14 protein-coding genes and 1 pseudogene are annotated in these 21012 nt (G+C 59.1%); 13 read left to right on the top strand and 2 right to left on the bottom strand.

What is annotated here, in order from left to right; genetic code table 11:
• Positions 1 to 136 precede the first annotated feature (136 nt).
• From IM299_RS21340 to yegS, 10 genes and pseudogenes are all read left to right on the top strand, one after another.
• Positions 137 to 1339: an MdtA/MuxA family multidrug efflux RND transporter periplasmic adaptor subunit gene (locus tag IM299_RS21340; protein ID WP_041909096.1), complete on the top strand. Its 1203-nt coding sequence runs from the start codon at positions 137 to 139 to the stop codon at positions 1337 to 1339.
• Positions 1339 to 4461 (top strand): MdtB/MuxB family multidrug efflux RND transporter permease subunit, encoded by a 3123-nt coding sequence (locus tag IM299_RS21335; RefSeq protein ID WP_041909095.1) that lies wholly within the window; start codon positions 1339 to 1341, stop codon positions 4459 to 4461. The genes IM299_RS21340 and IM299_RS21335 overlap by 1 nt, the downstream gene beginning before the upstream one ends.
• Positions 4462 to 7539 carry a multidrug efflux RND transporter permease subunit MdtC gene (mdtC, locus tag IM299_RS21330; protein WP_048957538.1) on the top strand — a complete coding sequence of 1026 codons (3078 nt, stop codon included), beginning with the start codon at positions 4462 to 4464 and terminating at the stop codon, positions 7537 to 7539.
• Positions 7540 to 8955, top strand: coding sequence for an MFS transporter (locus IM299_RS21325; protein ID WP_193358076.1), 1416 nt, complete (start codon positions 7540 to 7542; stop codon positions 8953 to 8955). It abuts the gene before it with no gap.
• Complete coding sequence (gene baeS / locus IM299_RS21320; protein ID WP_045260428.1) at positions 8952 to 10355, top strand: two-component system sensor histidine kinase BaeS; 1404 nt, start codon at positions 8952 to 8954, stop codon at positions 10353 to 10355. Before IM299_RS21325 ends, baeS begins: the two co-directional genes overlap by 4 nt.
• Positions 10352 to 11074 (top strand): two-component system response regulator BaeR, encoded by a 723-nt coding sequence (baeR, locus tag IM299_RS21315; RefSeq protein ID WP_028013814.1) that lies wholly within the window; start codon positions 10352 to 10354, stop codon positions 11072 to 11074. Before baeS ends, baeR begins: the two co-directional genes overlap by 4 nt.
• A gap of 168 nt (positions 11075 to 11242) precedes the next feature.
• Complete coding sequence (gene yegQ / locus IM299_RS21310) at positions 11243 to 12604, top strand: tRNA 5-hydroxyuridine modification protein YegQ (RefSeq protein WP_008500866.1); 1362 nt, start codon at positions 11243 to 11245, stop codon at positions 12602 to 12604.
• Positions 12605 to 13019: 415 nt separating this feature from the next.
• Positions 13020 to 13985, top strand: a pseudogene (locus IM299_RS23120) (hypothetical protein).
• A gap of 61 nt (positions 13986 to 14046) precedes the next feature.
• Positions 14047 to 14598 (top strand): hypothetical protein, encoded by a 552-nt coding sequence (locus IM299_RS21300; RefSeq protein WP_041911991.1) that lies wholly within the window; start codon positions 14047 to 14049, stop codon positions 14596 to 14598.
• A gap of 160 nt (positions 14599 to 14758) precedes the next feature.
• A complete protein-coding gene (gene yegS / locus IM299_RS21295; protein WP_193358075.1) occupies positions 14759 to 15658 on the top strand; it encodes a lipid kinase YegS in 900 nt (299 codons plus the stop codon).
• A gap of 68 nt (positions 15659 to 15726) precedes the next feature.
• Here the strand turns inward: yegS and fbaB are convergent, their stop codons facing one another.
• Positions 15727 to 16779, bottom strand: coding sequence for a class I fructose-bisphosphate aldolase (fbaB, locus tag IM299_RS21290; RefSeq protein ID WP_008500869.1), 1053 nt, complete (start codon positions 16777 to 16779; stop codon positions 15727 to 15729).
• Positions 16780 to 17029: 250 nt separating this feature from the next.
• Between fbaB and IM299_RS21285 the strand changes: the two genes are divergently transcribed.
• Genes IM299_RS21285 through IM299_RS21275 form a run of 3 tightly spaced genes read left to right on the top strand, consistent with a single transcriptional unit; the run spans position 17030 to position 20258 of the window.
• Positions 17030 to 18307 carry a nucleoside permease gene (locus tag IM299_RS21285; protein WP_193358074.1) on the top strand — a complete coding sequence of 426 codons (1278 nt, stop codon included), beginning with the start codon at positions 17030 to 17032 and terminating at the stop codon, positions 18305 to 18307.
• Positions 18304 to 19308, top strand: a complete 1005-nt coding sequence (locus tag IM299_RS21280; RefSeq protein ID WP_041909084.1) for an ADP-ribosylglycohydrolase family protein — start codon at positions 18304 to 18306, stop codon at positions 19306 to 19308. The genes IM299_RS21285 and IM299_RS21280 overlap by 4 nt, the downstream gene beginning before the upstream one ends.
• The gene (locus IM299_RS21275) at positions 19305 to 20258 is read left to right on the top strand and encodes a PfkB family carbohydrate kinase (protein ID WP_047363134.1); all 954 of its coding nucleotides are present in this window, start codon (positions 19305 to 19307) and stop codon (positions 20256 to 20258) included. The genes IM299_RS21280 and IM299_RS21275 overlap by 4 nt, the downstream gene beginning before the upstream one ends.
• Here the strand turns inward: IM299_RS21275 and IM299_RS21270 are convergent.
• The gene (locus IM299_RS21270; protein ID WP_028013821.1) at positions 20232 to 20978 is read right to left on the bottom strand and encodes a GntR family transcriptional regulator; all 747 of its coding nucleotides are present in this window, start codon (positions 20976 to 20978) and stop codon (positions 20232 to 20234) included. The genes IM299_RS21275 and IM299_RS21270 overlap by 27 nt on opposite strands.
• Positions 20979 to 21012 lie beyond the last annotated feature (34 nt).

Here is a 21012-nt window from a genome sequence, read left to right as displayed (position 1 = left end):
TCGCCTTACCCGGCTAAAACGATCGCCACACTCAGACCATTCCTGACAGTCTTCCATATTTCCTCCATTTTTCCGCTGTGTTAGCTGACTAAACTAGTATCATTCCCCGAAGTATTCAGGATGAGAACGTATAACGATGAAAGGCAGTAACAAATCCCGCTGGGCAATCGCCGCTGGCATCATTGTGGTGGTCCTTGCCGCCGCCTGGTACTGGCACAGTCAATCTGCGAACTCCGCCGCTCCCGCTGGCGCCAGCAGCCAGGCCCAGCGCCCGGCTGGCGGCGGCCGTCACGGCATGCGCGGCGGCGCGCTGGCACCGGTTCAGGCGGCAACGGCGGTGAGCAAAGCCGTTCCGCGTTATCTGACGGGGCTCGGAACCATCACCGCCGCCAACACCGCCACGGTGCGCAGCCGCGTTGACGGTCAGCTCATCGCAATCCACTTCCAGGAAGGTCAGCAGGTCAAAGCGGGCGATCTGCTGGCGGAAATCGACCCGAGCCAGTTTAAAGTCGCCCTCGCTCAGGCGCAGGGGCAGCTCGCGAAAGACAAAGCCACCCTCGCCAACGCCCGTCGCGATCTGGCGCGCTACCAGCAGCTGGTGAAAACCAACCTCGTTTCTCGTCAGGAGCTGGACACCCAGCAGTCGCTGGTCAGCGAAACGCAGGGCACCATCAAAGCCGACGAGGCCGCCGTAGCCAGCGCGCAGCTGCAGCTGGACTGGAGCCGCATCACCGCGCCGATTGACGGACGCGTGGGCCTCAAGCAGGTCGATATCGGTAACCAGATCTCCAGCGGCGACACCACGGGCATCGTGGTGATCACCCAGACCCACCCGATTGATTTAGTCTTTACCCTGCCGGAAAGCGATATCGCAACCGTCATGCAGGCGCAAAAAGCCGGTAAAGGCCTGGTGGTGGAAGCCTGGGACCGCACCAACAAGCAGAAGCTGAGCGAGGGTTCCCTGCTTAGTCTGGACAACCAGATCGATACCACCACCGGCACCATCAAGCTGAAGGCGCGCTTTAACAACCAGGACGATGCCCTCTTCCCGAACCAGTTCGTCAACGCGCGAATGCTGGTCGCTACCGAAGAGAACGCGGTAGTGATCCCCACCGCAGCGCTGCAGATGGGTAACGAAGGAAGCTTTGTCTGGGTGCTGAACAGCGACAATAAAGTGAGCAAGCATCTGGTGAAAACCGGGATTCAGGACAGCCAGACGGTGGTCATCAGCGCCGGGCTCTCCGCCGGCGACCGCGTGGTCACCGACGGCATCGACCGCCTCACCGAAGGCGCGAAAGTTGAGGTGGTTGAACCTGCGAAACAGGGAGCGACCTCCTGATGCAGGTTATGCCCCCGAGCTCTACAGGTGGGCCGTCACGCCTGTTTATCCTCCGCCCTGTCGCCACCACGCTGTTGATGGTGGCGATCCTGCTGGCCGGGATCATTGGCTACCGCTTCCTGCCCGTGTCGGCGCTGCCGGAGGTGGATTATCCAACGATTCAGGTTGTCACTCTCTATCCTGGCGCCAGCCCGGACGTGGTGACGTCCGCCATTACCGCCCCGCTGGAGCGCCAGTTTGGCCAGATGTCCGGATTAAAACAGATGTCCTCACAGAGTTCCGGCGGGGCATCCGTCGTGACGCTGCAGTTCCAGCTAACGCTGTCGCTGGACGTCGCCGAGCAGGAAGTGCAGGCCGCCATCAACGCCGCCACCAACCTGCTGCCGTCGGACCTGCCTAACCCGCCGGTCTACAGCAAGGTGAACCCGGCGGATCCGCCGATCATGACGCTTGCCGTCACCTCCTCCGCCATGCCGATGACCCAGGTCGAAGACATGGTCGAAACTCGCGTGGCGCAGAAGATTTCTCAGGTCTCCGGCGTCGGCCTCGTCACGCTGGCGGGCGGCCAGCGCCCGGCCGTGCGCGTGAAGCTTAACGCACAGGCGATTGCCGCGCTGGGGCTGACCAGCGAAACCATCCGCACCGCCATCAGCAGTGCCAACGTCAACTCGGCGAAAGGCTCGCTGGACGGCCCGACCCGTGCGGTCACCCTCTCGGCAAACGACCAGATGCAGTCCGCCGACGAATACCGTCAGCTGATTGTGGCCTACCAGAACGGCGCGCCGATCCGCCTGGGCGACGTCGCCACCGTGGAACAAGGCGCGGAAAACAGCTGGCTCGGCGCGTGGGCGAACAAGCAGCAGGCGATCGTGATGAACGTGCAGCGCCAGCCGGGCGCCAACATCATCGAAACCGCCGACAGCATCCGCACCATGCTGCCGCAGCTGATTGAAAGCCTGCCGAAATCGGTCAGCGTAAAAGTCCTTTCCGACCGCACCACCAACATTCGTGCGTCGGTCACCGACACCCAGTTCGAGCTGATGCTGGCGATTGCGCTGGTGGTGATGATCATCTATCTGTTCCTGCGCAACGTTCCGGCAACCATTATCCCCGCCGTCGCCGTGCCGCTCTCGCTGGTCGGGACCTTTGCGGTGATGGTGTTCCTCGACTTTTCGATTAACAACCTGACGCTGATGGCGCTCACCATCGCTACCGGGTTCGTGGTGGATGACGCCATCGTCGTTATCGAGAACATCTCGCGCTATATCGAGAAAGGTGAAAAGCCGCTGGCCGCCGCGCTGAAGGGCGCAGGGGAAATCGGCTTTACCATTATCTCACTGACCTTCTCGCTGATTGCGGTGCTGATCCCGCTACTGTTTATGGGCGACATCGTCGGGCGGCTGTTCCGCGAGTTTGCCGTGACGCTGGCGGTCGCCATTCTGATCTCTGCCGTGGTGTCGCTGACCCTGACGCCGATGATGTGTGCCCGCATGCTGAGCCACGAATCCCTGCGCAAGCAAAACCGCTTCTCCCGCGCCTCCGAGCGGATGTTCGAGCAAATTATTGCCGCCTACGGTCGCGTGCTGGCGAAAGTGCTGAACCATCCGTGGGCCACACTTGGCGTGGCGCTGGGCACGCTGGCGCTCAGCGTAATGCTGTGGATTTTTATTCCGAAAGGTTTCTTCCCCATCCAGGATAACGGCATTATTCAGGGCACGCTTCAGGCTCCGCAGTCGGTCTCCTTCGCGAACATGGCGCAGCGCCAGCAGCAGGTGTCTGAAATCATCATGAAAGACCCGGCGGTGGAGAGCCTGACGTCCTACGTGGGGGTGGACGGCACCAATCCGTCGCTCAACAGCGCGCGTCTGCAGATCAACCTCAAGCCGCTGGATGAGCGCGACGACCGCGTGAACGCCGTCATCGAGCGCCTGCAAAGCGCCGTGGCCCGCGTGCCGGGCGTTGAGCTTTACCTGCAGCCGATTCAGGATTTGACCATTGATACCCAGGTCAGCCGCACGCAGTATCAGTTCACGCTCCAGGCTACGTCGCTTGACGCCCTCAGCACCTGGGTGCCGCAGCTGGTTGAAAAACTTAACACCCTGCCGCAGCTCGCCGACGTCAGCAGCGACTGGCAGGACAAGGGGCTGGCGGCCTACGTCAACGTTAACCGCGACACCGCCAGCCGTCTGGGCATCACCATGTCTGATGTGGACAACGCCCTGTACAACGCCTTCGGGCAGCGCCTGATCTCCACCATCTACACCCAGGCGAACCAGTACCGCGTGGTGCTGGAGCACAACACCGAGCACACCCCCGGCCTGGCCGGCCTGGACTCGGTGCGCCTGACCAGCAAAGACGGCGGCATTGTGCCGCTGAGCGCCATCGCCACGGTGGAGGAGCGCTATACCCCGCTGTCGATTAACCACCTGGATCAGTTCCCGTCCACCACCATTTCCTTCAACGTGCCGGACGGTTACTCGCTGGGCGAGGCGGTGGAAGCCATCCAGGCTGCTGAAAAAGCGCTCAGCTTCCCGTCCGACATTCAGACCCAGTTCCAGGGCAGCACCCTGGCGTTCCAGGCCGCGCTGGGCAACACCGTCTGGCTGATCGTCGCGGCGGTCGTGGCGATGTACATCGTGCTTGGCGTGCTGTACGAAAGCTTTATCCACCCGATCACCATCCTCTCTACCCTGCCAACGGCGGGCGTGGGGGCGCTGCTGGCATTGATGCTGGCGGGCAGCGAGCTGGACGTTATTGCCATCATCGGCATCATCCTGCTTATCGGGATCGTGAAGAAAAACGCCATCATGATGATCGACTTTGCGCTGGCCGCCGAGCGCGAGCAGGGCATGTCGCCGCGCGATGCTATCTTCCAGGCCTGCCTGCTGCGTTTCCGCCCGATCCTGATGACCACGCTGGCCGCCCTGTTGGGCGCGCTGCCGCTGATGCTCAGCACCGGCGTCGGCGCGGAGCTGCGCCGCCCGCTGGGTATCGGTATGGTCGGGGGCCTGCTGGTGAGTCAGGTGCTGACGCTCTTCACCACGCCGGTGATCTATCTGCTGTTTGACCGCCTGGCGCTGTGGACCAAAAGCCGTTTCCCGAAACGTGAAGAGGAGGCGTAAGTGAAGTTTTTCGCCCTCTTCATTTACCGTCCGGTGGCGACGATTTTACTCTCCATCGCCATTACCCTGTGCGGCGTGCTGGGCTTCCGGCTGCTGCCAGTAGCCCCCCTGCCGCAGGTGGATTTCCCGGTGATCATGGTCAGCGCCTCGCTGCCGGGTGCGTCACCGGAGACCATGGCCTCGTCCGTTGCCACGCCGCTGGAGCGTTCTCTTGGGCGGATTGCGGGGGTCAACGAGATGACCTCCAGCAGCTCGCTGGGCAGCACGCGCATCATTCTGGAATTCAGCTTCGACCGGGATATTAACGGTGCCGCGCGTGACGTGCAGGCGGCCATCAACGCCGCGCAAAGCCTTCTGCCGAGCGGGATGCCGAGCCGTCCGACCTACCGCAAGGCCAATCCGTCCGACGCGCCAATCATGATCCTGACGCTGACCTCGGACACCTATTCTCAGGGGCAACTCTACGACTTTGCGTCGACCCAGCTGGCGCAGACGATCTCACAAATCAACGGCGTGGGTGACGTGAGCGTTGGCGGCAGTTCTCTGCCCGCCGTGCGCGTGGGCCTGAACCCGCAGGCGCTGTTCAACCAGGGCGTGTCGCTGGACGACGTGCGCTCCGCCATCAGCAGCGCCAACGTGCGTAAACCGCAGGGGGCGATTGAGGACGGCAGCCACCGCTGGCAGATCCAGACCAACGACGAGCTAAAAACCGCCGCGGAATACCAGCCGCTGATTATTCACTACAACAACGGCGCGGCGGTACGCCTGAGCGACGTCGCCAGCGTCACCGACTCGGTGCAGGACGTGCGCAACGCCGGGATGACCAACGCTAAACCGGCGATCCTGCTGATGATCCGCAAGCTGCCGGAGGCGAACATTATTGAGACGGTGAACAGCATTCGCGCCCGTCTTCCGGACCTGCAGGAGACCATCCCGGCAGCAATCGATCTGCAGATTGCCCAGGATCGCTCCCCGACCATCCGCGCCTCGCTTGAAGAGGTGGAGCAAACGCTGATTATCTCCGTCGCGCTGGTGATCCTGGTGGTATTCCTGTTCCTGCGCTCCGGCCGCGCGACGCTGATCCCGGCGGTGGCCGTGCCGGTGTCGCTGATTGGGACCTTTGCCGCCATGTACCTGTGCGGCTTTAGCCTTAACAACCTGTCGCTGATGGCGCTGACGATTGCGACGGGCTTCGTGGTGGATGACGCCATCGTGGTGCTGGAGAACATTTCCCGCCATCTGGAAGCGGGCGTGAAGCCGCTGCAGGCTGCCCTGCAGGGCACGCGCGAGGTGGGCTTTACGGTGCTCTCCATGAGCCTGTCGCTGGTGGCGGTATTCCTGCCGCTGCTGCTGATGGGCGGTCTGCCGGGCCGGCTGCTGCGCGAGTTTGCCGTCACCCTCTCCGTCGCCATCGGCATTTCGCTGGTTATCTCCTTAACGCTGACGCCAATGATGTGCGGCTGGATGCTCAAGCGCAGCAAACCGCACTCGCAGCCGCGCCGCAAAGGCTTTGGCCGTTTCCTGATGGCGATGCAGGAGGGCTATGGCAAATCGCTGAAGTGGGTGCTGAACCATACTCGGCTGGTCGGCCTGGTGCTGATCGCCACCATTGGGCTCAACGTCTGGATGTACATCACCATCCCGAAAACCTTCTTCCCGGAGCAGGACACCGGCGTGCTGATGGGCGGCATTCAGGCGGACCAGAGCATTTCGTTCCAGGCCATGCGCGGCAAGCTGCAGGACTTTATGAAGATTATTCGTGAAGACAAAGCCGTGGACAACGTCACCGGCTTTACCGGCGGATCACGCGTCAACAGCGGGATGATGTTTATTACCCTCAAACCGCGCGGCGAGCGCAACGAAACGGCGCAGCAGGTGATTGACCGCCTGCGTGTGAAGCTCGCCAAAGAGCCGGGCGCAAACCTGTTTTTGATGGCCGTTCAGGATATCCGCGTCGGTGGGCGGCAGGCGAACGCCAGCTATCAGTACACGTTGCTCTCAGATGATTTAGCCGCCCTTCGCGAGTGGGAGCCGAAGATCCGTAAGGCGCTGGCCGCCCTGCCGGAGCTGGCGGACGTGAACTCCGATCAGCAGGACAACGGCGCGGAGATGGCGCTCACCTACGACCGCGAAACCATGTCGCGGCTGGGCATTAACGTTGAAGCCGCCAACAGCCTGCTGAACAACGCCTTCGGCCAGCGGGAGATCTCCACCATCTATCAGCCGATGAACCAGTATAAGGTGGTGATGGAGGTCGACCCTCGCTACACCCAGGACATCAGCGCGCTGGATAAAATGTTTGTGATTAACAGCGACGGCAAGGCGATTCCGCTCTCCTACTTTGCCAGCTGGCGACCAGCCAACGCGCCGCTGTCGGTGAACCATCAGGGGCTGTCGGCGGCGTCGACCATCTCCTTTAACCTGCCCGCCGGTTCGTCGCTTTCCGAGGCCAGCGACGCGATCAACCGCGGGATGACGCAGCTTGGCGTGCCGTCCACCGTGCGCGGCAGCTTTGCCGGGACCGCGCAGGTATTCCAGGAGACGATGAACTCGCAGGTGATTTTGATCCTGGCGGCCATCGCCACGGTCTATATTGTGCTTGGCGTCCTGTATGAGAGCTACGTGCACCCGCTGACCATTCTCTCAACGCTGCCGTCGGCGGGCGTGGGGGCGCTGCTTGCGCTGGAGCTGTTCGGCGCGCCGTTCAGCCTGATCGCGCTTATCGGGATTATGCTGTTAATCGGCATTGTTAAGAAAAACGCCATCATGATGGTGGACTTTGCGCTGGACGCCCAGCGCAACGGCAACCTCTCGCCGGAAGAGGCGATCTTCCAGGCCTGCCTGCTGCGTTTTCGTCCGATCATGATGACCACCCTGGCGGCGCTGTTTGGCGCACTGCCGCTGGTTATCTCGGGCGGAGACGGCTCAGAGCTGCGCCAGCCGCTGGGGATCACCATCGTCGGCGGCCTGGTGATGAGCCAGCTGCTGACGCTGTACACCACGCCGGTGGTCTATCTGTTCTTCGACCGCCTGCGGCTGCGCTTTTCGCGTAAAAACAGAGAAACGGTAAACGGGTAAATGACTGAGCTTCCCAGCAACGTTCGCTGGCAATTGTGGATAGTCGCCTTCGGCTTCTTTATGCAGTCGCTGGATACGACCATCGTCAACACCGCCCTCCCCTCGATGGCGAAAAGCCTGGGGGAAAGTCCGCTGCATATGCACATGGTGATTGTCGCCTACGTGCTGACGGTTGCGGTGATGCTGCCTGCCAGCGGCTGGCTGGCGGACAAAGTGGGCGTGCGGAATATCTTCTTTACCGCCATCGTGCTGTTTACCGCTGGCTCGCTGTTTTGCGCCCAGGCCAGCACCCTCGACCAGCTGGTGACGGCGCGCGTGCTGCAGGGCGTCGGCGGGGCGATGATGGTGCCCGTCGGGCGGTTAACGGTGATGAAGATTGTGCCGCGCGAGCAATATATGGCGGCGATGACCTTCGTCACCCTGCCCGGCCAGGTGGGGCCGCTGCTGGGCCCGGCGCTGGGCGGGATGCTGGTGGAGTACGCCTCCTGGCACTGGATCTTCTTGATCAATCTGCCGGTGGGGATCATCGGCGCCATCGCCACCCTGACGCTGATGCCGAACTACAAAATGCAGACCCGACGCTTTGATTTCTTCGGCTTTATTCTGCTGGCGGCGGGCATGGCCACGCTCACCCTGGCGCTCGACGGGCAAAAGGGGCTGGGCATTTCGTCCCTGACGCTGGGCGTTCTGGTTGCCCTCGGCCTTACCGCCATTGGATGGTATTGGTGGCACGCTCGCGGGAATGACCAGGCGCTGTTCAGCCTGAATCTGTTTAAAAACCCCACCTACCGTCTTGGCCTGTTCGGCAGCTTCGCCGGACGTATCGGCAGCGGCATGCTGCCGTTTATGACGCCCGTGTTTCTGCAAATTGGCATGGGGTTTTCGCCGTTTCACGCGGGCCTGATGATGATCCCGATGGTGCTCGGCAGCATGGGGATGAAGCGCATCGTGGTGCAGGTGGTGAACCGCTTTGGCTACCGTCACGTGCTGGTGGCCGCCACGCTGGGGCTGTCGCTGGTCAGCCTGCTGTTTATGGCCGTGGCGCTGATGGGCTGGTACTACGTCCTGCCGCTGGTGCTGTTCTGTCAGGGGATCGTCAACTCCATGCGCTTCTCATCGATGAATACCCTGACGCTGAAAGACCTGCCGGACGATCTGGCGAGCAGCGGCAACAGCCTGCTGTCGATGATCATGCAGCTCTCCATGAGCGTGGGCGTGACTATCGCGGGGTTACTGCTCGGCATATACGGCCAGCACCACCTCAGCGTCGACACGCCGGTGGCGCATCAGGTCTTTTTATATACCTATCTCAGCATGGCGGTGATTATCGCCCTGCCCGCCGTCATCTTTGCCCGAGTGCCGGATGATACCAGCAAGAACGTCGTGATTAGGCGCGGCAAAAGGAGTGGCTCATGAAATTCTGGCGTCCGGGTATTACCGGAAAGCTCTTCGTGGCGATCTTCGCCACCTGTATCGTCCTGCTGATCACTATGCACTGGGCGGTGCGGATCAGCTTTGAGCGCGGTTTTATTGATTACATCAAGCATGGCAATGAACAGCGTTTACAGGGCTTAAGCGATGCGCTGAGTGAACAGTACGCCCAGCACGGCAACTGGCGTTTTCTCCGCAATAACGACCGCTTTATTTTCCAGATCCTGCGCTCGCTGGAGCACGACACCGGTGACGATCGCCCGGGGCCGGGCATGCCGCCGCACGGCTGGCGCACCCAGTTCTGGGTAATCGATCAGGATATGCGCACGCTGGTTGGGCCGCGCGCGCCGATACCGCCGGACGGCACCCGCCGGGCGATTAAGGTGAATAACGCGACCGTCGGCTGGGTTATCGCCTCACCGGTGGAGCGCCTGACGCGCAACACCGATATCAACTTTGACCGCCAGCAGCGCCGGACCAGCTGGCTGATCGTCGCTCTCTCCACCCTGCTCGCCGCGCTCGCCACCTTCCCGCTGGCGCGCGGTCTGCTCGCGCCGGTGAAACGGCTGGTGGAAGGCACGCACAAGCTGGCCGCCGGGGATTTCACCACCCGCGTCGACACCCGCAGCCAGGACGAACTGGGCAAGCTGGCGCAGGACTTTAACCAACTCGCCAGCACGCTTGAGAAAAACCAGCAGATGCGCCGCGACTTTATGGCCGATATTTCCCACGAGCTGCGCACCCCGCTGGCGGTGCTGCGCGGTGAGCTGGAGGCGATTCAGGACGGCGTACGCCAGTTTACGCCCGAATCGGTGGCCTCTCTGCAGGCGGAGGTGGGCACGCTCACCAAGCTGGTGGACGATCTCCACCAGCTTTCCATGTCCGACGAAGGCGCACTGGCCTACCAGAAGGCGCCCGTCGATGTCATTAACGTGCTCGAAGTTGCCAGCGGCGCCTTCCGGGAACGGTTTGCCAGCCGCAACCTGAAAATCGACCTCTCCCTGCCGGACAGCGCGGTAGTATTTGGGGACAAAGACCGGCTGATGCAGCTGTTCAACAACCTGCTGGAGAACAGCCTGCGCTACACCGACAGCGGTGGCGGGCTGCATATCTCCGGCAAACAGGAAAACGGACGCTTCGCCCTCACCTTCGCGGATTCCGCTCCCGGCGTGCAGGACGCGCAGCTTGAAAAATTGTTTGAGCGCTTTTACCGCACCGAAGGCTCCCGCAACCGCGCCAGCGGCGGTTCCGGCCTGGGGCTGGCGATTTGCGTTAACATCGTCGAGGCGCATAATGGCACCATTCGCGCCGCCCATTCGCCTTTTGGCGGGGTTAGCATTACAGTAGAGTTACCTCTGGAACGGGATTTATCGAGAGAAGTATGACCGAGTTACCGATTGACGAAAACACGCCGCGCATTTTGATCGTCGAAGACGAACCCAAGCTGGGACAGCTGCTGATCGACTATTTACGCGCGGCCAGCTATGCCCCGTCACTGATCGGCCACGGCGACCAGGTGCTGCCGTACGTGCGCCAGACTCCGCCGGACCTTATCCTGCTGGATTTAATGCTGCCTGGCGTTGATGGCCTGACCCTGTGCCGGGAAATTCGTCGCTTCTCCGACGTGCCGATCGTCATGGTTACCGCCAAAATTGAAGAGATTGACCGTCTGCTGGGGCTCGAAATTGGCGCGGACGACTACATCTGCAAGCCCTACAGCCCGCGTGAGGTGGTGGCCCGCGTGAAAACCATTCTGCGCCGCTGCAGGCCGCAGCGCGAGCTTCAGATGCTGGACGCCGAAAGCCCGCTGATTGTGGATGAGAGCCGCTTCCAGGCGAGCTGGCGCAGCAAGCTGCTGGACCTCACCCCTGCGGAGTTCCGCCTGCTGAAAACCCTCTCCCACGAGCCGGGAAAAGTCTTCTCCCGCGAACAGCTGCTGAACCACCTGTACGACGATTACCGCGTGGTGACCGATCGCACCATCGACAGCCACATCAAAAACCTGCGCCGCAAGCTGGAGGCGCTGGACGCCGAGCAGTCATTTATTCGCGCGGTGTACGGCGTGGGGTATCGCTGGGAAGCGGATGCGTGCAGGATTGCCTAGCTAGCCGCTGGTGAATCCAGGCCGGGTAAGGCGAAGCCGCCACCCGGCACAATAACTTTACCTCCCTGCCCCGCAGCGCTACAATGCCCGCCCTTAAAGTGGGGGATCTCCCCTTACCGCTGCACCTGGTGCATGCGGATCTGACCTGTCATCAGAACGAGAACAAACATGTTTAAACCGGAACTCCTTTCCCCGGCGGGAACGCTGCAAAATATGCGTTACGCTTTCGCCTATGGCGCCGACGCCGTGTATGCGGGCCAGCCACGCTACTCGCTGCGCGTGCGTAACAACGAATTCAACCACGAGAATCTGCAGCTCGGCATCAACGAGGCGCACGCTCTGGGTAAAAAATTCTACGTGGTGGTGAATATCGCGCCGCACAACGCCAAGCTGAAAACGTTCATCCGTGACCTGAAGCCGGTGGTGGATATGGGGCCGGACGCGCTGATCATGTCGGACCCGGGTTTAATCATGCTGGTTCGGGAGAACTTCCCGGAGATGGATATCCACCTCTCCGTACAGGCTAACGCCGTCAACTGGGCGACGGTGAAGTTCTGGAAGCAGATGGGGCTGACCCGCGTCATTCTGTCCCGCGAGCTTTCCCTCGAAGAGATCGAAGAGATCCGCACCCAGGTGCCGGACATGGAAATTGAAATCTTCGTTCACGGCGCGCTGTGCATGGCCTACTCCGGCCGCTGCCTGCTCTCTGGCTATATCAACAAGCGCGACCCGAACCAGGGCACCTGCACCAACGCCTGCCGCTGGGAATATAACGTTCAGGAAGGCAAAGAGGATGACATCGGCAACATCGTCCACAAGCATGAGCCGATCCCGGTAACCAACGTTGAGCCAACGCTGGGCATCGGTGCGCCAACCGACAGCGTGTTTATGATTGAAGAAGCCAAACGTCCGGGCGAGTACATGACCGCCTTTGAAGACGAGCACGGCACCTACATCATGAACTCAAAAGATCTGCGCGCCATCGCCCACGTTGAGCGCCTGACGCAGATGGGCGTGCACTCCCTGAAGATCGAAGGCCGCACCAAATCCTATTACTATTGCGCGCGTACCGCACAGGTGTACCGCAAAGCCATCGACGATGCGGCGGCCGGTAAACCGTTCGATACCAGCCTGCTGGAAACGCTGGAAGGCCTGGCGCACCGCGGCTATACCGAAGGCTTCCTGCGCCGTCATACCCACGACGACTACCAGAACTACGAGCACGGCTACTCCGTTTCCGAGCGCCAGCAGTTTGTCGGCGACTTCACCGGCGAGCGCAAAGGCGCGCTGGCGGCCGTGGCGGTGAAAAACAAGTTCACCAAAGGCGACAGCCTGGAGCTGATGACCCCGCAGGGCAACATGAACTTCACGCTGGAGCATCTGGAAAACGGCAAAGGCGAAGCGATTGAGGTTGCGCCGGGCGACGGGCATACCGTCTGGCTGCCGGTTCCGGAAGAGGTGGAGCTGAAGTTCGCGCTGCTGATGCGTAACTTCAACGGTGAAAGCACACGTAATCCACACGGCAAATAGTCAATCAGGGAAATTTTTTCGCGCTGGGATAATTCTTAGAATCGGATCACATACCGCTTCGTTCAATACGGGTATTATCCCCCCGCTGAAAAACATAACCCATAAATGCTAGCTGTACCAGGAACCACCTCCTTAGCCTGCGTAATCTCCCTTACGCGGGCTTATTTTTTGCCGCATTCAGTCCACTTATTAAAAATCAAATTGCGTAGACCCACCAATTGAAGGGTGTTGATTCGTGATAGCGTCTGCTGGAAGATCTTTTCGAGAATCGGGCAGGTATACGACATTCATCACAACTTTTAATGGATCTGGCGGGATGGCGCATTATTCGGATTATTCCTAATTCCGGTCTAAAACATGCCCTTTACTCTTGATTTCTTGACGATATACGATTTCACATGGATGGAGAGACGACATGACATTTCCTGGTCAGATTTCAAAGGATTTTCCGGATTATGAACTCGCACGTAGTCTGGGTCTTGCCTCCGGCGGGGATATAAATTTCACCGCCCTTGCCAATCAGTTGGACTGTAGCCGTAACTTTAGCCAGGTTGGGATCATCTACTCAGACGGTGCGCGTCAGTGGTTAGTAAGACCCTCAAGGCGGATTGCGACACCAAACGAAAGCTCGGTAAGCCATGTCGTCATCACTAAAGTAAATGCCTCATCAAATAATCCCATCCAGGCAACGACGACGACGATTCAGTCACCGTCATTAGCGACTGAAATAGGTTCTACGGCGATTTCTTGCGGAGCCGCCATTCTTACTGTCGTCCTTGCTGCAGGCGCAGGTATGGCCATTCCTCTCACCGCAGGTTCTTCCGGTGCTGTTGCCGCTGTGATTGTCGCAGGCGGTGTAGCAACAGGAATTCAGTGTGCAAACGGGCTTGGCCGCTTGTCACTTATTGCCATGAATCATAATGACTATGTTGCCTGGATGGACTCCCAAGAGTAGTATACCGCAACCAATACTGCTCTGGATGCGATTTCACTTGCCGGGGCAGCTGCAGGTCTAAAAAGCGCTGTATTAACCTACCGCCTTCTTAATCGCTCGACGTCTGAAAGTTTACTCTCGTTATTACAAAAAATGAGCCGAGCGGACCGCACGCGGTTAACGGAGGAGATCATTCGTATCCGAAATCCCGGGATCTCGAATTCAGGGGTTAAGGCGGCAATGAAAGCTGGGGTTTACCCTAAACGTTATCCATCGGAAGCGCTGCAGTTGCTCTTACAGCGAGAGCTGTTGAATGCTATTTCAAACTCCTCAGCATTTGTTGGAAGTGCTCTCTCGGGTACAATCCGGAATCCTCAGAATATTACACAATCTGGTAAATACGTTTTTGGTCTGATTCAGTCTTTTTCATTTACAGGAAGTTATTGACCCGGACATGATAAATTACATCAAGAAGAGCCTTGCATTAAGTACTGTGATAACAGGTGAAATGGCGACTGACGATTGTCAACGGCTTGAATCATTGAAAGATCGCTTAAAAGATCAGCACGGTGTTCCTGTGGGTGTACATATGACTGGCATACCCTTAGCAATAAGTACCTTACTCAGTATTTTTTGCTACGCTATGCTACAAGTTTCTGTCTGGATGTTGCTATTTCGCTTGATCGGCTTACCTGAATTTCAAGTAATGATGGGTGTATTCCTTGGAGCAGTGGTGTATTGCATGGTTGTGATGTGCACGATGTTTTTAACTGCCAGAGGGTCATTGACGGGATTTAAACTGCATATTTCTGTCATTACACTGACTGGCTTGATGAGCATCGTTTATTTTATCTGGACGTGGGTTTCGCTTTTATTCAGCTCTGTAGAGAATTACACACCGCAAATAACTTCATTATTAGGGTTGGGATTTTTCTGCTTGAATATCGTGTGGATGAATACATCGGTCTTTTACCGTTCAATTGCGCTAACGCTACATAATCGGGTGTGGCGTAAGCAGCTGAAAATTGAGAACAGGAACATGACAGGGCTCAAACGTTGACAGCAAGAGTCAATTGAGAGACCGGCCTATAAAAGGTAAACGCCTCAAAGGGGGATACCCCCCTTTCCGCAGCCATATTTTTGTCTTTCATCCTGTTCTTACCCGCTTTTTCCCTCTCTGCTATACACTCTTATTAACGCTAAAAAAGGGAGCAGCGAGGATGGCAACCTATCCAGACAGTTTATTGATTCTCAATGGCAAAAGTGCAGGCAACGATCCGTTGCGTCAGGCGATTATAGGTTTGCGTGACGACGGCGCACGTATCCACGTGCGCGTGACGTGGGAAAAAGGCGACGCGGCACGCTATATCAACGAAGGCTTAGCGTTAGGTATCAGCACCATCATTTCCGGCGGCGGCGATGGCACCATCAATGAGATCGCCTCTGCGATTATCGACCTGCCACCGTCAGATCGCCCGGTGATGGGCATATTACCGCTCGGCACCGCCAATGATTTTGCCACCAGCGCCGGGATCCCGGAAGATTTAGAGAAGGCGCTTCAGCTGGCGATCCTCGGCAAAGCCACCGCCGTGGATATCGCCCAGGTGAATGACAAAACCTGCTTTATCAATATGGCGACGGGTGGATTCGGCACGCGCATTACCAGCGAAACGCCGGAAAAACTGAAGGCGGCGCTGGGCGGCGTGTCGTACCTGATCCACGGATTGATGCGTATGGACACCCTCAAGCCGGACCGATGCGAAATTCGCGGTGAGGCTTTTCAGTGGCAGGGTGACGCGCTGGTGATTGGGATTGGCAACGGACGTCAGGCAGGCGGCGGACAGCAGCTCTGCCCGGAGGCGCTGATTAACGATGGTCAGCTACAGCTGCGCATTTTCACCGGCGACGGTCTGCTGCCCGCGCTGTTTACCACGCTGACGCAGCCGGAAGAGAGCCCGAATATCATTGACGGTAAATCGGCGTGGTTCGAGGTGAATGCTCCGCACGGGATGACGTTTAACCTCGACGGAGAGCCTCTTAGCGGGACGCAGTTCCGCATTGAGGTATTGCCCGGCGCGCTGGAGTGCAGGCTGCCGCCGGACTGTGTGCTTTTGCGCTGATGTTTCACACGGTGCGCAATGATGCCCTCACCCCAACCCTCTCCCACAGGGAGAGGGAGATGGAGACGTCAGGCAATTGTGACTTTACTGTCCAGATAGACGTCCTGAACCGCATTGATCAGCTTCACGCCGTCGGCCATTGATTTCTTGAACGCCTTACGGCCAAGGATCAGCCCCATGCCGCCCGCGCGTTTGTTGATAACTGCCGTACGCACCGCGTCTGACAGGTCGGTATCACCGCCCGCCGCGCCGCCGGAGTTAATCAGCCCTGCACGGCCCATATAGCAGTTCGCCAGCTGGTAGCGCACCAGGTCGATCGGGTTATCGCTGGTCAGCTTGCTGTAAACGCGATCGTCGGTGTAGCCAAAGTTCACCGCTTTATAGCCACCGTTATTCTCCGCCATTTTCTGCTTCACGATGTCTGCGCCAATGGTCGCTGCCAGATGGTTCGCCTGGCCGGTCAGGTCGGCGGAGACGTGATAATCCACCCCGTCTTTTTTGAACGCCGAGTTACGCAGGTAGGCCCAGAGCACGGTCACCATACCCAGCTCGTGCGCGCGCTCAAATGCCGCAGAGATCTCTTCAATCTGACGACGGGACTGTTCAGAGCCAAAGTAAATCGTCGCCCCGACGGCCACCGCCCCCATGTTGAACGCCTGCTCGACGCTGGCGTAGAGGGTCTGGTCATACTCGGTGGGGTAGCTGAGAGTTTCGTTGTGATTCAGCTTCACGAGGAACGGAATGCGGTGGGCATAGCGACGCGAAACCGAAGCCAGCACGCCGTAGGTGGAGGCTACACAGTTACAGCCCGCTTCAATCGCCAGCTCGACAATGTTCTTCGGATCGAAGTAGAGCGGGTTCGCCGCGAAAGAGGCGCCCGCCGAGTGCTCAACGCCCTGGTCCACCGGCAGAATAGAGAGATACCCGGTACCGCCGAGTCGCCCGGTGTTGTAGAGGGTCTGCATGTTTCGCAGAACCGCAGGCGGACGGTTGTTATCCACCATCACGCGGTCAACGTAGTCGTGACCAGGCAGATACAACTGGTCGGCTGGAATGGTCATACAACGATGCTGTAAAAGGCTGTCGGCGTCTTTGCCAAGCAACTGCGCAATATCAGTCATGTGATACTCCCGTAAATCCGACGTCGTGTCGGTGTGTGTTTATCCAGTCCCATCTTTTATGGGCAGACTAAGCCTGGTACCGACTTAACAGATTTTCCACCATATGCATTTTTTTTCAGCACAATCTGCTGGCTCGATTCGTGTACAACAAAACTGTTACATTGATCAAACAATCGCCACAAAGGTATTTAAAAGGTATTATTGAGTGGTATGTTAAAGGCGTACCTTATCTGACATGCAGGATTAAAAAATGAAAACGAAAGTCCAACTGTCATTCATGATGTTTGTTGAATGGTTTATCTGGGGCGCGTGGTTTGTGCCATTGTGGCTGTGGCTGAGCAAAAGCGGGTTTACCGCCGGGGAAATTGGCTGGTCTTACGCCTGTACCGCGATTGCCGCGATCCTCTCTCCTATCCTGGTCGGCTCGCTGACGGACCGCTTCTTCGCCGCGCAGAAAGTGCTGTCGGTGCTGATGTTCGCCGGCGCGATCCTGATGTACTTCGCCGCGCAGCAAACCCAGTTCAGCACCTTCTTCCCGCTGCTGCTGGTCTATTCCCTGACCTATATGCCGACCATCGCGCTGACCAATAGCATTGCCTTCGCGAACGTGGACGACGTTGAGGCCGATTTCCCGCGTATCCGCGTGATGGGCACCATCGGCTGGATCGCCTCGGGGCTGGCGTGCGGGTTCCTGCCACAGATGCTCGGCTACAGCGATATTTCCGATACCAATATTCCGCTGCTGATGACCGCAGCCAGCTCCGCCCTGCTCGGCGTCTTTGCCCTGTTCCTGCCGAACACGCCGCCGAAAAGTACCGGCAAGCTGGATTTCAAAGTGATGCTGGGGCTGGATGCGCTGGTCCTGCTGCGCGACAAAAACTTCCTGGTGTTCTTCTTCTGCTCGTTCCTGTTCGCCATGCCGCTGGCCTTCTACTACATCTTCGCCAACGGCTATCTCACCGAAGTGGGGATGAAAAACGCCACCGGCTGGATGACGCTCGGCCAGTTCTCTGAAATCTTCTTTATGCTCGCCCTGCCGTTCTTTACCAAACGCTTTGGTATTAAGAAGGTCTTGCTGCTGGGCCTGATTACCGCCGCCATCCGCTACGGCTTCTTCGTTTACGGCGGTGCGGAGCAGTACTTCACCTACGCCCTGCTGTTCCTCGGCATCCTGCTGCACGGCGTGAGCTATGACTTCTACTACGTGACCGCGTACATCTACGTGGATAAAAAAGCGCCGGTGCACATGCGCACCGCCGCGCAAGGCCTGATTACGCTGTGCTGTCAGGGGTTTGGTAGCCTGCTGGGTTACCGCCTGGGCGGCGTGATGATGGAAAAAATGTTCTCTTACAAAGAGCCGGTGAATGGGCTGACCTTCAACTGGGCCGGAATGTGGACATTTGGTGCAGTCATGATTGCCGTGATTGCCGTGCTGTTTATGCTGTTTTTCCGCGAATCGGATAAAGAGATCACCGCAATTGAGGTGGTTGATGGCGATACCGCGCTGACACAAGGGGAAGTTAAATGAAACAAGACCGTATTCTCGGGGCCCTTTACGGCCAGGCGTTAGGGGATGCGATGGGCATGCCGTCGGAGCTGTGGCCGAGAAAGCGCGTCAAGGCGCACTTCGGCTGGATCGACCGCTTTTTACCCGGCCCGGCAGAGAATAACGCGGCCTGCTATTTCAAACAGGCAGAGTTCACCGATGACACCTCGATGGCGCTGTGCCTGGCCGATGCGATCATCGAGTGCGACGGGGAGATTAACGCGGACGTTATCGGCAAGCACATCCTGAACTGGGCGCTCGACTTCGACGCGTTCAACAAGAACGTGCTCGGCCCGACCTCCAAAATCGCGCTTAATGCGATTCGTGACGGGAAGCCGGTCAGCGAGCTGGACAACAACGGCGTGACTAACGGGGCGGCGATGCGCGCCTCCCCGCTGGGCTGCCTGCTCCCGGCGACGCGGCTGGAGCACTTTGTGGACCAGGTGGCGCAGGCCTCCAGCCCCACGCATAAATCGGATCTCGCGATTGCCGGCGCGGTGGTGATTGCCTGGGCGGTTTCCCGCGCCATCGATGGGGAACGCTGGCAGAACATCGTCGATGCCCTGCCGGGGATCGCCCGCTATGCGCAGGAGGCGAAAACCACCACCTTCAGCGCGTCGCTCGCGGCACGCATTGAGCTGGCGCTTAAGACCGTGCGGGACGCCAACGGCATCGACTCCGCCAGCGAGCAGATTTATCAGCTCACTGGCGCGGGTACCAGCACCATTGAGTCCGTTCCGGCAGCTATCGCGATGGTGGAGCTGGCGGGAACCGACCCGAACCGCTGCGCCATTTTATGCGCCAATCTGGGTGGCGATACCGACACCATTGGCGCGATGGCGACGGCCATCTGCGGCGCGCTCCACGGCGTGCAGGCCATTGACCCGGCGCTCAAAGCCGAACTCGACGCCGTTAATCAGCTCGATTTCGGTCACTACTGCGAAAAACTGCTGCACTTCAGGGAGCAAAGGGAGGGCGTATGAATGCATTTGCCCAACGTCTCGACACCCTGCACGCCACGCGCCCGGTGACGGTGCTGGGCGCGGCGGTGATTGACGTCATCGCCGACGCCTACGCCCTGCCCTGGCGCGGGTGCGATATCGAGCTTAAACAGCAGGGGGTAAATATTGGCGGCTGCGCGCTGAATATCGCCATCGCCCTGAAACGGCTCGGCATTGCGGCGCAAAACGCCCTTCCCGTCGGCCACGGCGTGTGGGCGGATATTATTCGTAACGCAATGGCGAAGCAGGATCTGCACAGCGCCGTGGAGGCTGAAACCGGCGACAACGGCTGGTGTCTGGCGCTGGTGGAGCCTGACGGCGAGCGCACCTTTATGTCCTTTAGCGGCGTCGAGAACCAGTGGCAGCAGCGCTGGCTTGACGAGCTAAACGTCCCGCAAAACAGCCTGGTTTATCTCTCCGGCTACCAGCTGGCCTCGCCGTGCGGCGAGCTGCTTACGGGCTGGCTTGAAGGGCTGGAGGACGTGACAGCGCTTATCGATTTCGGCCCACGCATCGCGGATATCCCCGACGCGCTGATGGCGCGGATTATGGCCTGCAGGCCGATCGTGTCGCTTAATCGTCAGGAAGCGGAGCTCGCTGCTGAAAGGCTGGGCGTTGAGGCTGAAAACCTGGGCGAGGAGTGGCAGCAGCGCTTCGGCGCCGCGCTGATTGTGCGGCATGATAAAGACGGTGCTGCCTGGTATGACGGCGACGCATCGGGCGTTGTTCCGGCGTTTCCCGCCACGGTAGTGGACACCATTGGCGCTGGCGACAGCCACGCGGGCGGCACGCTTGCCGGGCTGGCGGCGGATTGGTCGCTGGCAGACGCCGTTCTGCTGGGGAATGCCGTGGCGTCCTGGGTGGTGAGCCATCGCGGCGGCGACTGCGCGCCCACTCGTGAGGAATTACTCCTCGCACACAAAGACGTATAGGTCGCTGCGACAGTAGCTGATGCTGTACTCAATCGGCCGGTGCTGCTGGTCAAGCGCAACCTGCTTGATCACCAGCACCGGTATTTTTTCGTCCATCTTAATGTGCGCCTGAAACTCACTGTCCGGCATGCGGGCGCTGACCCGTGAACGGGTGCGCTGCGGGAAGATATTCTGACTGCGGAAGTAGTCGTACAGCGAAATCCCTATCGCATCCGGTTCGGGAATGAGCCCAACCGGCACCCAGGACTCTTCAATCGACACCGCATCGTCATCCACATAGCGAATACGCTTCAGCAAAAAGACGTCGCTGTTCGGCTCCAGCGACAGGTGGCCCGCCACCTCTTCCGGGCATTTCACCACGCGTTTATTGACCCACAGCGTATTAGGCGTTTTACCGCGTAGCACCACCTGCTGAGAGAACCCGCGCGCTTCCTTGAGCGAGTATTCGAAGATGTTGTTAATTTGCGTGCCGTAACCCCGGGCACGCGTGACAACGCCCTCGGCTTCCAGCGCCTGCATCGCTTTGCGCACGGTGATCCGCGACACGCCGGTTAACTGACTCAGATCGCGCTCGCCGGGCAAAATGTTCCCGTGCTCCAGCACGCCGCTGCGCACCGCGTTTTTTACCGTTTCGGCAAATTTCAGGTAAAGCGGCGTGTTGTCAGGCGCGGCGATCCGTTCAGTCAGTTGAGCAATTAACCGGGTATGCGCTTGTTCCATCTCTGTTTTCTCAGGCGTGGTGTTTCCTGCCAGT

This window comes from Enterobacter cloacae complex sp. P47BA, from assembly GCF_014930485.1.
Lineage (GTDB): Bacteria > Pseudomonadota > Gammaproteobacteria > Enterobacterales > Enterobacteriaceae > Enterobacter > Enterobacter bugandensis.
Note: the sequence above shows the minus strand (reverse complement) of the source record. Positions and strands in the feature narration are given on the sequence as shown.

Coding starts and splice junctions, on each gene's coding strand:
- IM299_RS21340 (WP_041909096.1), top strand. CDS start 137: ATGAAAGGCAGTAACAAATCCCGCTGGGCAATCGCCGCTGGCATCATT.
- IM299_RS21335 (WP_041909095.1), top strand. CDS start 1,339: ATGCAGGTTATGCCCCCGAGCTCTACAGGTGGGCCGTCACGCCTGTTT.
- IM299_RS21325 (WP_193358076.1), top strand. CDS start 7,540: ATGACTGAGCTTCCCAGCAACGTTCGCTGGCAATTGTGGATAGTCGCC.
- baeS (WP_045260428.1), top strand. CDS start 8,952: ATGAAATTCTGGCGTCCGGGTATTACCGGAAAGCTCTTCGTGGCGATC.
- baeR (WP_028013814.1), top strand. CDS start 10,352: ATGACCGAGTTACCGATTGACGAAAACACGCCGCGCATTTTGATCGTC.
- yegQ (WP_008500866.1), top strand. CDS start 11,243: ATGTTTAAACCGGAACTCCTTTCCCCGGCGGGAACGCTGCAAAATATG.
- IM299_RS21300 (WP_041911991.1), top strand. CDS start 14,047: ATGGCGACTGACGATTGTCAACGGCTTGAATCATTGAAAGATCGCTTA.
- yegS (WP_193358075.1), top strand. CDS start 14,759: ATGGCAACCTATCCAGACAGTTTATTGATTCTCAATGGCAAAAGTGCA.
- fbaB (WP_008500869.1), bottom strand. CDS start 16,779: ATGACTGATATTGCGCAGTTGCTTGGCAAAGACGCCGACAGCCTTTTA.
- IM299_RS21285 (WP_193358074.1), top strand. CDS start 17,030: ATGAAAACGAAAGTCCAACTGTCATTCATGATGTTTGTTGAATGGTTT.
- IM299_RS21280 (WP_041909084.1), top strand. CDS start 18,304: ATGAAACAAGACCGTATTCTCGGGGCCCTTTACGGCCAGGCGTTAGGG.
- IM299_RS21275 (WP_047363134.1), top strand. CDS start 19,305: ATGAATGCATTTGCCCAACGTCTCGACACCCTGCACGCCACGCGCCCG.
- IM299_RS21270 (WP_028013821.1), bottom strand. CDS start 20,978: ATGGAACAAGCGCATACCCGGTTAATTGCTCAACTGACTGAACGGATC.